Annotated in this window: 15 protein-coding genes and 1 pseudogene; 6 read left to right on the plus strand and 10 right to left on the minus strand. The window is 35.3% G+C overall.

Going from position 1 to position 12,302, the window contains the following annotated elements:
- Positions 1-593 (minus strand): RimK family alpha-L-glutamate ligase (locus H4J39_RS02720; RefSeq protein WP_182225882.1); only part of this gene is annotated, 593 nt, incomplete at its 3' end.
- A 172-nt stretch (positions 594-765) separates the two neighbouring features.
- On the opposite strand from H4J39_RS02720, the gene H4J39_RS02725 reads away from it, so the two are divergent.
- Positions 766-942 (plus strand): hypothetical protein, encoded by a 177-nt coding sequence (locus H4J39_RS02725; protein ID WP_182225883.1) that lies wholly within the window; start codon positions 766-768, stop codon positions 940-942.
- A 213-nt stretch (positions 943-1,155) separates the two neighbouring features.
- Here the strand turns inward: H4J39_RS02725 and H4J39_RS02730 are convergent, their stop codons facing one another.
- The 3 genes from H4J39_RS02730 to H4J39_RS02740 all read right to left on the minus strand — a co-directional run bounded on the left by H4J39_RS02730 (position 1,156) and on the right by H4J39_RS02740 (position 3,396).
- Complete coding sequence (locus tag H4J39_RS02730; protein ID WP_182225884.1) at positions 1,156-1,410, minus strand: hypothetical protein; 255 nt, start codon at positions 1,408-1,410, stop codon at positions 1,156-1,158.
- Between the two features lie 26 nt (positions 1,411-1,436).
- Entirely contained in the window at positions 1,437-1,655 is a 219-nt protein-coding gene (locus tag H4J39_RS02735) for a hypothetical protein (protein ID WP_182225885.1), read from the minus strand.
- Between the two features lie 394 nt (positions 1,656-2,049).
- Positions 2,050-3,396 (minus strand): magnesium transporter, encoded by a 1,347-nt coding sequence (locus H4J39_RS02740; RefSeq protein ID WP_182225886.1) that lies wholly within the window; start codon positions 3,394-3,396, stop codon positions 2,050-2,052.
- A 124-nt stretch (positions 3,397-3,520) separates the two neighbouring features.
- On the opposite strand from H4J39_RS02740, the gene H4J39_RS02745 reads away from it, so the two are divergent.
- A complete protein-coding gene (locus H4J39_RS02745) occupies positions 3,521-4,009 on the plus strand; it encodes a DUF1353 domain-containing protein (protein ID WP_182225887.1) in 489 nt (162 codons plus the stop codon).
- A 185-nt stretch (positions 4,010-4,194) separates the two neighbouring features.
- Here the strand turns inward: H4J39_RS02745 and maoP are convergent, their stop codons facing one another.
- Positions 4,195-4,515: a DUF413 domain-containing protein gene (gene maoP, locus H4J39_RS02750; protein WP_182225888.1), complete on the minus strand. Its 321-nt coding sequence runs from the start codon at positions 4,513-4,515 to the stop codon at positions 4,195-4,197.
- Positions 4,516-4,616: 101 nt separating this feature from the next.
- On the opposite strand from maoP, the gene H4J39_RS02755 reads away from it, so the two are divergent.
- Together H4J39_RS02755 and H4J39_RS02760 are read left to right on the plus strand one after the other, a co-directional pair.
- On the plus strand, positions 4,617-5,498 hold the full coding sequence (locus H4J39_RS02755; RefSeq protein ID WP_182225889.1) for a LysR family transcriptional regulator: 882 nt from the start codon (positions 4,617-4,619) through the stop codon (positions 5,496-5,498).
- A 150-nt stretch (positions 5,499-5,648) separates the two neighbouring features.
- A complete protein-coding gene (locus tag H4J39_RS02760) occupies positions 5,649-5,891 on the plus strand; it encodes a hypothetical protein (protein ID WP_182225890.1) in 243 nt (80 codons plus the stop codon).
- A gap of 99 nt (positions 5,892-5,990) precedes the next feature.
- Here the strand turns inward: H4J39_RS02760 and H4J39_RS19060 are convergent.
- Positions 5,991-6,215 (minus strand): annotated as a pseudogene (locus tag H4J39_RS19060) (IS30 family transposase); the annotation flags it as partial.
- 162 nt (positions 6,216-6,377) lie between these two features.
- Between H4J39_RS19060 and H4J39_RS02765 the strand changes: the two are divergent.
- Entirely contained in the window at positions 6,378-6,893 is a 516-nt protein-coding gene (locus H4J39_RS02765; protein WP_182225891.1) for a thioesterase family protein, read from the plus strand.
- 117 nt (positions 6,894-7,010) lie between these two features.
- Here the strand turns inward: H4J39_RS02765 and H4J39_RS02770 are convergent, their stop codons facing one another.
- Entirely contained in the window at positions 7,011-7,607 is a 597-nt protein-coding gene (locus tag H4J39_RS02770) for a LysE/ArgO family amino acid transporter (protein WP_182225892.1), read from the minus strand.
- 93 nt (positions 7,608-7,700) lie between these two features.
- Between H4J39_RS02770 and H4J39_RS02775 the strand changes: the two genes are divergently transcribed.
- Positions 7,701-8,630, plus strand: a complete 930-nt coding sequence (locus H4J39_RS02775; protein ID WP_259368736.1) for a LysR family transcriptional regulator ArgP — start codon at positions 7,701-7,703, stop codon at positions 8,628-8,630.
- Positions 8,631-8,889: 259 nt separating this feature from the next.
- Here H4J39_RS02775 and H4J39_RS02780 read toward each other — a convergent pair whose 3' ends face one another.
- From H4J39_RS02780 to pgi, 3 genes are all read right to left on the minus strand, one after another.
- Entirely contained in the window at positions 8,890-9,723 is an 834-nt protein-coding gene (locus H4J39_RS02780; RefSeq protein WP_182225893.1) for a transporter substrate-binding domain-containing protein, read from the minus strand.
- Positions 9,724-10,080: 357 nt separating this feature from the next.
- A complete protein-coding gene (locus tag H4J39_RS02785; protein ID WP_182225894.1) occupies positions 10,081-10,602 on the minus strand; it encodes a tyrosine-protein phosphatase in 522 nt (173 codons plus the stop codon).
- A gap of 32 nt (positions 10,603-10,634) precedes the next feature.
- Positions 10,635-12,287, minus strand: coding sequence for a glucose-6-phosphate isomerase (gene pgi / locus H4J39_RS02790; RefSeq protein WP_182225895.1), 1,653 nt, complete (start codon positions 12,285-12,287; stop codon positions 10,635-10,637).
- Positions 12,288-12,302 lie beyond the last annotated feature (15 nt).

Consider the following 12,302-nt stretch of genomic DNA (forward strand, 5'->3'; position numbering starts at 1 on the left):
ACCACTTTGCCGCCAATCACTAAACAACGAATGTCTGCACCGCCCGCTTCTTTAATAAACTCTTGAACCAAAATGTTTGCATTTAAGCCCATGAACGCTTCAATAATCGCTTCTGCTGATTTAGCTGTATCGGCCAAAACCACGCCAATGCCTTGAGTGCCTTCAAGTAACTTAATAACAACAGGGGCGCCCCCTACATTTTTAATCAAATCTTTTGCGTTATCAGGCTTACTCGCAAAACCCGTGCGCGGCAGACCCAAACCTTTGCGTGACAATAATTGTAATGAACGTAATTTGTCGCGTGAACGACTTATCGCCACTGACTCGTTAATATTGAACGTGCCCATCATTTCAAATTGTCTTGCCACAGCCGTACCGTAAAAGGTCACCGAAGCGCCAATACGCGGGATTATTGCATCATATTTAGGCAGCTCTTTGCCTTTATAACGAACCGTAGAGTGCGTACTCGTAATATCCATGTAGCAATGTAGCGTGTCAATAATATCAACTTGATGCCCCATCGCTTCGCCCGCTTCTTTTAAGCGGCGTGTCGAGTAAAGGTTTTTGTTTCTAGATAAGATAGCAACTTTCATAATAAGTCCTTTAATGTTCACTTTATTTAGTATTGAAAAGTGAGTTAATAAGTAAAATCAAGTGTATAGCCCGCTTATTGAATAATAAAGCGCTATATTTCGATGCATTCAATCAAAAAAAGTGATTAGTCTATTTTTAAAATTTTTATTATATAATATTTTAGGACATTATTTGAATAAAGAATGGCTAAAAATATTTTTTAAGTTAACAAAGACGTTACATTTTATTTTGTTTTTTTGTGAGTTAGTTAGAGCAGTTTTATGGTTTGATAAATGTAAAGGCCGGGTAGGAAGTGATGGTAAGCTTGATTTATTGCCGGGTTATTTAACCATGTTAGGCAGTATTTAAAGATAAAAAAGATGGATGTTTAATAAACCTGAGTATTTAGGCTGGTTTATAAAATAAAGTCTTTGGTTGCAAAATAATATTTGAACCTTTTAAAGTCAGATCATTTTATTTCTAGGGAGTCGTTAAATAAAATGAGTAACTCAAATTAAAAATCCCTTATAAAAGGGGCTAAATAATTTGAGTTACTTAGGCAAACATATAATAAATTTACTCTTATTCGCCTTTAGGTAGTACTTTAATTGGCTTGTAGTACCCTTCTTTTAGTTCGTCATTCACGCAATCTAATAGATACGTTTTCATATCGCCTTCAGCGATTTCATCTTCAACGGCATATTCTTTACATTGGATTAAAAGACTCGCTACATAGTCATTAGGCGCGTCCATTAAAGCCGTTTCAGTTTCTTCGCTGTGCGCTGATAAACTTGACGTTAAGGTTAATAAAGCGATGGCTAAAATTATTTTTTTCATAAATGTTCTCATTACATTAAAATTACTTACATATCCCAATAGTCACTTAATGAATTAAGCTGACGGTCAAGAAACCTTTTTTCATTTAAGATATCTAATCTTTCTTTAATTAAATATTTTTGTTTCGCTATGTTACTTATTTCTTTCTTGTTGGCAGAGCCATTAGATATTTCAAAACCTGTGATGCTAACATTGAAATTCGAGTTGCTACCTATGCCCGTATTTTCACATATATCAATATTCATTTTTTACCTTCAAAAAAATCATAATTAGATTCTGGTTGGATAATGTTCCACAATTTAAAATTTGAAAAGCAAAATATTTTCGTTTTACTAATCAATTTTTTTTATCAAAAAATGAGGGTAGCAAAAACTTTAAATAAACACTGAAAGGAATAAAGAGGAAAAAATGAAGTAAGAGTGAATCATAACAAAATAAAGTCTTTAAAAACATGTTGATAACTTTACAAGGAGCTATTTGATTTTTTATATCAAATAGCTCGGCAATCCCCAGCAACTGCAAAAAATTAAAATGATAAGACAATAAGTACAAACATTATTCTTCTTAGCACTGGGGGAAATATCTATATTTATATCTAAAAAATAGTGTAAAGGTTGCTTTGTTAAAGCACATAAATTTTTACAGCAGTAATAACGTACCGCAACCAAGAAAGGCTATGAAACCAAAAATATCTGTTACTGTTGTTAAAATTACAGCGCCAGATAATGCAGGGTCGATATTAAATTTATTTAATATCCAAGGGATCCATACCCCAGATAACGAAGCAACCAGAATATTGCCTAAAATAGCGATACAAATAGTGACCGATAACATTGGATTATCAAACCAGTAAAAGGTAATAATACCTATTACAGTGGCCCATAACATACCATTAATGGCTCCAACCTTAAGTTCTTTTTTGACAATAGCTTGTCTATTAGCATCACTGATCTGGCCTAATGCAAGTCCTCTTATTATCAGCGTTAATGTCTGACTTCCAGAAATCCCTCCCATTGATGCAACAACAGGCATAAGCACAGCAAGTGCAACTACTTGCTGTAAAGTCGCTTCAAACAGCCCAATAAACCAAGAAGCTAAAAAGGCAGTAACCAAGTTAATACCTAGCCAAATTGCTCTGTTTTTACTACTTAACCAGACACTGGCAAATAAATCTTCTTCATCACTCAAACCTGCAGATTGCATTAACTGATTATCTTTTTGCTGATCTTTGTATTTATAAGCAGAATGTAAGTCTAAACGTCCTGTTAAGCAGCCATTTTCGTCAACAATAGGAAGTGCCGACTTCCCTGATAGAATAACTTCATCTATCGATTCGTCTACATCTTTACTGGCTTCTAAATATTGAACGTCTTGATAGAGAACATCTGACAATGGCAGTTCATCATCTAAAAATAGCAGTTTATTAATAGGAATTTCACCCAATAACTTCGCATTATTATCAACAACGTAAATAACATCAGTTAACGGTAACAGGTTTTTTGCGCACACTTTTTTTGCTGCAGCTACTTTTAATTTTTGTGAAATTCTTTTTTCATCAAAACTTTGCCAGCGTCCGACTTCATCTTCAGAATAATCTTGAGCCTTTTTTAAGTACTCTCTTTGTTTAGCTGTCATTTTTGTAACAGCGTATTCAATAAAACGGTCGCTTAAGTCTTCAGTAAGTTCTAATAAACTATTGGCATCTAATTTATCAAAGAGCGGAAAACAAGCATCGTCGTCCATAACATTCAGTATCATTTGACGAGACTCATTTTTCATTTCTAGAAAAATGTTTTGCTGGTAGTCAGCGCTAAAAAGCTCCCAAAGACTTAATCGAGGTTTAATGGGGAAAGCTTCTAGAAGAATAGCGACATGCTCTGGCATTAATGTGCTTTCAATTTCGACAGCTAATTCATTTAAGCGTAGTTCATCCGCTAATAGTGCTTCAATTTTTTCAATATAAATAGGTAGTAGTTCTAGCGACATTTTATCTCCAAATAAAAACATCAACAAATTTTTTGAATTAAACCAAGTAAAATTTTGCGTTTTATTTTATGGGTTACTTAACTATAGAATCGCATTATTCTCTAATCATTAAACTAGAAAACTAATGAAAATGCCAAAATTACAGCCTTTTGCTATAAAGACGCAAAAGTTTTCATTTTATTCCAAATTATGGCGATTACTGTTTAAAAAGCGCCAATGGCAGCTTATAGAAGATTGGCATTATACCTTACCTAACAAAAGAATCGTTATTATTCCTAAGGGGTTTATTTTTGATGGAAGTTCGTACCCTGCAATAGTCTGGCTTTTTTTCTCGCCCACAGGATTATTATTAATCCCTGTTATTTTGCACGATTTTTGCTTTGAGTATGGTTACTTGTGGGCTAAGCAAGATGATAAAGTATTTAAATTTAAAGAAAGTTATGGCTTTTTTAAATGGTCGAAACTTATACGTAATGTCGGTATAGAAAGAAATGAATTACTGCTCATTGATTACTTTATATGGATTATATGTATGGCGTTCGGCTGGATAAACTGGCTAACATTTCAGCGCAAAGATAAGCAAGTGTTATTCCCTGAAAACAATAACCATTAATGGATTTTACTGGTTATATCAGTACTTATTTTTACTCGATTGAGCTGGGTGGGAATGAAGATACTCGCATTATGTTTTACGCTTTAATCAGTAAAGGTAAAGTTGCGTCATGTAAATATGAACGTAAAGCATAAACTCGCAATAGACTAATGCTTACGTTCAAGTCAAATTCATTAATTTACAGGCTAAATAACGGCACTTTGCACGAATATACTACCATTGACGCAATGAAATGATTTATGTCGGGTTAATTTTATGTATTTTTTCCACAGGAGTTCAACTTTAGTTTGTCCTTCAAGTTGGGTTGTACACATTTTAACAAATTGCTTTTCTACTTGATTTTCTGGTGAACAAATAGCTTGCTCTAGCATTAATAAACGTTTTCCTACCTGCGTTAATAATTCAGCTTCGGCAATATTGAAATCTCCAGATTTTCTGAAACCACGTGGAAAGTGTAAGTCGTCGTAAAAGTGTGCTGCAGCAGTAAATCCGTGTATTAAAGTCATTTGAGCCTCTATTGACAGGGTATAGGTTTTAGCGGATTATGCGGCTAAAGAACGAGGCTGTAAAACAAATAATAATTATCGTAAAGATAAGAGATTGCAGTATGGATATTGAGTTAATTAAAACATTTTTAGAGGTTAAAGATTGTCGGCACTTTGGTAAAGCGGCTGAGAATCTATACCTTACTCAAGCAGCGGTTAGTACCCGAGTTCGGCAATTAGAAAGATACTTCAACGTTACTTTGTTTCACCGCACTAGAAATAATATTCAATTAACACCCGCAGGAGAAAAGCTTGTTCCATACGCTGAAAGTCTGCTCAACACCTTAAGAATGGCAAAACAAGATGTGACTTTAACCACTGAAAAAGTGGCGCATATTTCTATTGCCGGTACACCAAACACTTGGGATGTTTATATACATGATGCCATTTCAAAAATATATATGAGTCAACCTCATATTAGTTTGGTCGCAGAAATATTATCGCGAGAACAACTTACCCGGCAACTCCTTGAGCGCAATTTAGATGTCGCTATTTTATTTGATCCCCCCAAAGTGGATGAGTTAAAAATAGAGTCTCTACATATGTTTAATTTAGTTCCCGTAACGACTTTTCAAAATAAAATAACAACCCCCTCAGAAGTTCAACGTTATATTATGATTGACTGGGGTACGAGCTTTATTCATTGGCATGCAAAAGAAGTCTCTGGCATAACAGTTCCTGTTATTAGAACCAGTACTGCCCGCATTGCACTTGATCTCATGCTGCAATGTGGCGGCAGTGCCTACCTCCCCGATATGCTAGCAAAACCCTTTATAGAACAAGGTAAGTTATTTAACATAAACAACCTGCCGATTTTTGAGCGTGAATTATTTATCGCATTCCATAAAGAAAATGAAAATGAAGAGCGCATTATCGACATTAAAAATTTGCTGAGAAAAGAGGCGCCTGAAGCGCCAGCAATCATGAAGCCTAAAGTAGTATAAAAGGTTACTGCAAGCATAAAATTAACGTAGTAAATTCAAATAGTGATAAGTAAAAATAATTTATCATTAACATAAAAATTTTTTACTTTTATTGGCAGTCAAAAACATAGATTATCATTTTTTATTTCATTATTTTTGGGTAATATAACGATGACTATCAATACTAATTATGAATTATCTGCTTCTGATGACGTTAGTTTTGACGATGACCAGCCTTCAAACGAATTCGATAATGACATTGCTGAATTTGAGCGACATGCCAGCACTAACGATGTTAAAAAATCAAAAAACAGTAAAAAATTGAATTTTATTGCAAGAAGAAAGATTGAACAGTTGCATGAAGATCGCCAACTGAGAAAACTCGATCTAAATTACTATGATGAATGGAGCTAATTTAAACAACATTCTATTCACTCACGCGTTAATATTTACGCGAATCAATCATCAATTAATTCGCGTTTAACTCATTAGTTTGAAGTGCGACCAAAGTCATTATTCATTAAAACATTCATCTAGTGTTTTATAGCCAAGTCGCTTTCTTGGTCTTGCATTTAATTTAGCGGCGATGATATTGCATCGCTGCTAAGTTAACCTTTTCATTGACATTCCTTTAACCAAGTAGTGTCTTGTGAAACCGTTCCTATTTTTATTCGTTCAGCGCTCCCAAGAGTGATGTGGATTAGCAAAGTAATAAGGGTAGTTCATCGTTTTTATTAAATTAGGTGTTGCACTTAGCATATGAATTTGGCTTTAGTAATAGCTTAAGGTTGACTTCGTCACCATTTATTTTAAATGGTATATATAACACGCCTTGATAAATGACAATAAATTACTCAGTATGACGTACTCAGTATTATCAATAAAGCTTAAGGGATTACAATGGTTTTAAGAATTCGCTTTTTATTTTTATTGTTCATCCATTTGTTCAAAAAATTTATTGGAGTCATGGATGAGAGCACTTTGGATTTTCGTGTTTTATTTAATGATGTTGATATTAAAAGGATGAGCAGTGATCGATATCTACCGATTATGGACCTTGGTCGAATTAACATTATTCTTCAAGCTGGACTTCTTAAAAAATTCATAAAAAAAAAGTGGGTCCCAGTTTCTAGGGTGGCGATTATACGTTATAAGTACCCTCTTAAGCTTTTTCAGCAATACACATTAAAATCAAAAATCATATATTGGGATGACGACTGGGTATGGACTGAGCATCGATTCCAAAGAAATGGAAGAACAACAACTTTAGGGATAAGCAAAATTACCTTTGTGGGACCTTACGGAACAGTTCCTATATCTGAGGTTATAGAAGCCTATGGGCATCCTGTGTCAAAAATTGATATGCCAAAAGTTGTAGAGGAACTTATCAATGTTGAACTAAGTATGAATATTTAGTCAAAAAAAATGATTGCTTTGCTAACGCCAACTCTAAAACTTAAAGCGGTCGGTAATATTAATGATTCTCTTATGACCTCTGATTCGACATCACTGTCGTAGGCTTTAGTTGTTTCGCTAATTAACGGTATAAAGTTGAATTGCAACAAAACATAAAATAACGGCAATACCTGAATCAAAAATTCTCCATCTTAGAGGTGAACTCAACAACACTCTAAGTTTAGGCGAAAACATCACTAAACTGCTAAACCAAATGATAGAGCCTAAACAAGCACCAGCGGCAAATTGTGCAGGACTAGGTTGTAATGCACCTATACTGCCGAGTAGTAATACAGTATCTAAATAAACATGAGGATTTAAAAGACTAATTGCTAACGCGGTAATAGCGGTATGCCACCAATTGACTTTTACCGTTTCAGTCAATTTAAGACCTGAGGTTCCTTTTATTGCTCGTACTATTGAGCCGGATGCCAAATAAAGCAACATTAAAATTCCTCCCCAAGTAAGCCAAGGTAATAGTTCAGGCAACCATTGCTTTAATTCGCTAGCTGAGTAAACGCCTATAATGATCAATGCTGAATCACATAGTATACACACCAGTGCTATAACCAGCCGATTTGCACCTGCCATGCTTTGACTTAGCACCCAAATATTTTGTGCACCAATAGCAATAATTAAACTTATACCAAGCATAATACCGGATAAAAAAGACATAGTTACTAGCCCTATTTGTTATTTTGCCAAATGTTGATTAAGCAAGTTATATTTAATGACTTGAAGCTTAAACTCTGCTTAGATATAAATCTAATGAATATATTTATTGGTACATGCATAAAACTCATGATTGACTATCAATTACTCCACGCACTTTCGTTTGTTGTTGCCGAAGGTGGTTTTGAAAAAGCGGCAAAAAAACTGTTTATTACCCAATCTGCGGTAAGTAGACGAATACACCAATTAGAATCAACCCTTGGCCAGCCAGTTTTAGTTAGGACAAAGCCGCCAAAACCAACGGCTCTTGGTGAGCGATTGTTAAATCATTTACAACAAGTTTTACAATTAGAAGTCGCGTTAAGTGTCAGCTCGTCAGATGAAAGTATACTTCGCGATATACCATTAACGGTTAAGCTGGCGGCCAACGCTGATTCACTGGCCACATGGTTACCTGAGGCTTTATCGATTTCAAAAACAGAGTCAGGTTGTAATTTTAGGTTTGAAATCATTACAGAAGATCAGTCTATAGGTCTTAAACGAATGAAAAGGGGTGAAGTAATGGTTTGTATTTGCTCAACCGCTGAGCCAGTAAATGGAGGATTAGTGAGTTCATTAGGGGCGCTTCGCTATCAAGTTATTGCCAGCCCTACTTTTGTTAAGCGCTACAAAGTGACTTCACCTAGTCAATTAGCAGAGTTACCTTGCTTGGTCTTTGATGAGCATGACAAATTACAACATCAATTTCTTGCTGAATTTAATAGTTCAGTACCGAAATATACTCATGTTTTACCTTCGCCAGAAGGATTTAAACAGGCAATGATCGCAGGCTTAGGTTACGGACTCCTGCCCACATTGCAATTAGGCACTTCGTTAAGGTCTTCTGAATTAGTTAATTTAGTTCCGGGTTATCATATTGATACGCCGTTGTATTGGCACTACTGGCAAACAGAAAGCCCACAATTAACAGCATTACGTCACTTTGCACTGAAAGTGGCGGCTGAAAAATTAGAGGTTATCAATTAAATTTAAAAGAGTTTTTTTAGCTAAAGATATTATGACACTGAACGGTCAACAGTTACCGTTCATAAATCAAGATAGCTGATGATACAAGTTAGATAATTACGTTTCGTAACGGGCAGTTTAAATTCTCCGCTTTCATATCAAAGTGATCTCTAAAACTGACAACAGTATTGATTTCATGTTTTGTAGAAAATGGAAAGATAAGGTCATAATCATTGATAAATTCAATGCCCCTTAAACATGCCTAACACCAAACCAGTATCTAATTAATTTTACTTTTAATCAGTGGATTTATGAGTTCAAAACTTGTTCTGTCAGATAGATGTAGACGGCTATATAAATGACCGAAGTGTTGGTCAAACATGACCTTTAAGGTGCCATTTTTAATGATCAGTTCTAGTCCTGAATTTAGGTGTTTCGCGAGTTCAGGATTGTTGGGATTAACATAAAAAACCACAGGAAAATGATAACGAAGCATTAATGTCGGCGCTATAGTTAAATCCAATTCTTCCAAATTAGCTTGTTGATATACTTGTTGAATTTCATTAGCTCCTAGAGCTAAATAGTCAAAGTCATTATTCACTAAATATTGAAAAATAGTTTCAAAATTACCGATCTCAATAGTGTTATATTGATTTGCTTTAAATAAAGCAACATCTGCCCAGCCAGTAGGAATACCTGAACGTATTTTTTTCATCTCATCGGTCTGCTTTATTGCACTAAAACGTGCTAAATCTGTTTTGCGTATGATCAATAATCGCTGACCAAGCAAGCCCTGCATTATGGGGTTAGCTATTAAAATCTTGTTTTCTGCATTGAGTTTAGGGTTGCCTTGTACCGTTGCAAAAACATCAAATAATTGCTTACTAAAAACGCTTGCTTCTTCACTAATTGACAGATTACGTTCATCTATATCAATACTTGTATTCACCCCTGCAGCGCTTAGGGCAGCTTGTAGTACTTGTTGTTCGTAAAGTTGTCTTGAGGGCGTTTTATTGCCGTTCCAGAATGATATTTGAAAAGCTTGCGCCGATAGGGGGAACAGGAGTATAAGACAAATCAGGTAATGACGAGTCAAACAAAATAAATTTTTCAAAGGCAAACCTCTTAACAATGAATGGCAAAATGAAGGGCGAGTCAAGGTAAGTATGAACAATGCCCAATGCAGATGAATTTATTATATTATAATAAATTCATCTGCTTCTAAAGATAACATATAAGCGTAAACTTTCAGATATTAAAGCTGACATGCTCTTTTACTTGTAGGCGATGAATGGGCTCCACAACTCTAGCAACTGGCCTAGAATTACAGTAACGATTAAGGAGAACATATTATGTTGAAATCTACTATCTTTGAAATTGATTTAACGAATAATATGATTCAAGTTTGCCAAAATAACAAACATAGTGAATTAGTTAGCAGTAAAGCCATTAGCTGTCAAAAGCAAAAGAGTTATAGAAAAAGGCACAACCGGCTGTTGTTGTGTTCGAAAGTAGTTAAATAAGCTAATTGTTCTTTGATTTTTAAGGCCTCAGGCCGAACCTTTTGAATAGCGCTAATGACCTTTTCAATTGGCCAGCCGTGGCAAGTTAACATCATTGCCGCGACTAATCCGGTCCTTCCCTTACCACCTTTACAGTGAATTGTTACACAGCCACCATTATCAATGGTGGCTAATATGAGTGCTTGATATTGCTTCCATTTATCTTCAAATGCTTTATTTGGCACCTCATCATCGACTATAGGTAATTGTATCCAAGTAATATCATATTGTTTGCATAAATCTGGCAGTAACTCTATATGGTTTCTTGTCATCTCTTCATCAAACATCAGAGTCAATAAGACCATTGCACCAGCTTGCTTTAAGTTTTTTATTGATACTTCGAGTTCAACTCCCTGAGTTCCAGGGCATGGTGTTAAAATAATTCGCGCACCATTTTCTATGTCTATCGAATAGTAAGGATGTTTATTCATAATAATTATTTTCTGTATCGTCAGCTATAATTCTATTTACTGCGATTCTTTACTTCCTCGTAATGCATCATAAGATTCCAGGTAGAGCTATCATGAGCGAGATCAATCAAGTTATTGTGGAGCTCACTTTCTATTCTACTGGCTAAACCTTTACCTAGCTCAACTCCCCATTGGTCAAAAGAGCATATTTGCAAAATAATGCCTTGAACAAATATTTTATGTTCGTAAATCGCAATTAAACTACCGAGCGTAAAGGGCGAAATCTTATTCATTAATAAAGTATTGGTTGGCCGGTTACCCTTGTGAACTTTATGGGGTGCGACTTTATCGATGTAGCTAGATGTACGTCCTTTAGCTATTAAATCGTCCCTAACTTGTTGTTCATTAACACCTTGCATTAAAGCTTGAGTTTGCGCGAAAAAATTAGACATGAGGGCTTCATGGTGCCCTTCAATAGGCGTGACACTTTCTACAGAACCAATAAAGTCGGCCGGAACAATATTATTACTTTGATGTAAATATTGATAAAAAGCATGTTGCCCATTAATGCCTAATTCTCCCCATATTGACGGAACGGTTGGATAAGTGATCGTTTCACCATCCCAGTTCACCGATTTACCATTACTTTCCATCTCTGCTTGTTGCAGATAAGCCGACAACATATGTAAGGATTGATCATAAGGTAAAATGGCTTGAGATTGCGCGCCTAAAAAAGTGCAATTCCATATACTTAATAATGCTAATATTACCGGAATATTATGTTCTATTGGTGTATCACAAAAGTGGCAATCCATTTCATAAGCACCATCAAGTAACTCCCTAAAACAATCAAAACCAAGATTAATAGCGATAGGAAGCCCGATAGCAGACCATAACGAAAATCGTCCACCAACCCAATCCCACATATTAAAGATGTTTGCTGCTGAGATGCCATATTTCATGGCGTTTTCTTTATTGGCAGTAACGGCGATAAAATGTTTTTCAATCACGGAATGATCAAATGAAGACGCCGTTAGCCACTTTATCGCTGTTTTAGCGTTTAACATGGTTTCTGTCGTGGTAAATGTTTTACTCGACACAATAAATAACACTTTTTCTGGGTTTAATGGCCGTAGTACTTCAGCTATTTGAGTACCATCAACATTCGACACATAATGGACGTTAACGCAGTTATCACTAAACCTTTTTAATGCCTCAGTCACCATTTGAGGTCCCAAATTAGAACCACCAACGCCAATATTTACTATATCAGTGATACGCTCGCCCGAATATCCTCGCCATAAACCTTGACGAATATCATCACTAAATTTTTTAACTTGTTCTAGTGTATTTTCAATGTCTTCTGAAATGTTTTTTCCATCGACCCAAAGTGGTTTTTTAGAACGATCCCTTAATGCTGTATGCAAAACAGCACGATCTTCAGTTTTATTAATACGTTCTCCGCTGAACATTTTTTCACGCCATTTTTCTACTTCACACTCTTTGGCTAGGTCGGTTAATAGCGTAATAGTTTCTTCTGTGATCGCATTTTTAGAATAATCTAACAGTATAGAAGGCAGTTTTATTGAAAATTTACTAAATCGCTGACTATCTTTTGCGAATAAGTCCTTCATATGTTGATTTTTCATTAGTTGTGCATGTTTTGTTAATTGCTGCCAACTATTAAGATTTTCTCTAGATTGCATGTCGATCCTAGGTAA

Origin of the sequence: Colwellia sp. Bg11-12 (assembly GCF_014076955.1) — a bacterium.
In the GTDB taxonomy this organism is placed as follows: domain Bacteria; phylum Pseudomonadota; class Gammaproteobacteria; order Enterobacterales; family Alteromonadaceae; genus Colwellia_A.

Bases quoted from the DNA above. Each gene is read 5' to 3' on its own strand.
- H4J39_RS02730 (WP_182225884.1), bottom strand. From the start codon at position 1,410: ATGAAAAAAATAATTTTAGCCATCGCTTTATTAACCTTAACGTCAAGT.
- H4J39_RS02735 (WP_182225885.1), bottom strand. From the start codon at position 1,655: ATGAATATTGATATATGTGAAAATACGGGCATAGGTAGCAACTCGAAT.
- H4J39_RS02740 (WP_182225886.1), bottom strand. From the start codon at position 3,396: ATGTCGCTAGAACTACTACCTATTTATATTGAAAAAATTGAAGCACTA.
- H4J39_RS02745 (WP_182225887.1), top strand. From the start codon at position 3,521: ATGAAAATGCCAAAATTACAGCCTTTTGCTATAAAGACGCAAAAGTTT.
- maoP (WP_182225888.1), bottom strand. From the start codon at position 4,515: ATGACTTTAATACACGGATTTACTGCTGCAGCACACTTTTACGACGAC.
- H4J39_RS02755 (WP_182225889.1), top strand. From the start codon at position 4,617: ATGGATATTGAGTTAATTAAAACATTTTTAGAGGTTAAAGATTGTCGG.
- H4J39_RS02760 (WP_182225890.1), top strand. From the start codon at position 5,649: ATGACTATCAATACTAATTATGAATTATCTGCTTCTGATGACGTTAGT.
- H4J39_RS02765 (WP_182225891.1), top strand. From the start codon at position 6,378: ATGGTTTTAAGAATTCGCTTTTTATTTTTATTGTTCATCCATTTGTTC.
- H4J39_RS02770 (WP_182225892.1), bottom strand. From the start codon at position 7,607: ATGTCTTTTTTATCCGGTATTATGCTTGGTATAAGTTTAATTATTGCT.
- H4J39_RS02775 (WP_259368736.1), top strand. From the start codon at position 7,701: ATGAATATATTTATTGGTACATGCATAAAACTCATGATTGACTATCAA.
- H4J39_RS02785 (WP_182225894.1), bottom strand. From the start codon at position 10,602: ATGAATAAACATCCTTACTATTCGATAGACATAGAAAATGGTGCGCGA.
- pgi (WP_182225895.1), bottom strand. From the start codon at position 12,287: ATGCAATCTAGAGAAAATCTTAATAGTTGGCAGCAATTAACAAAACAT.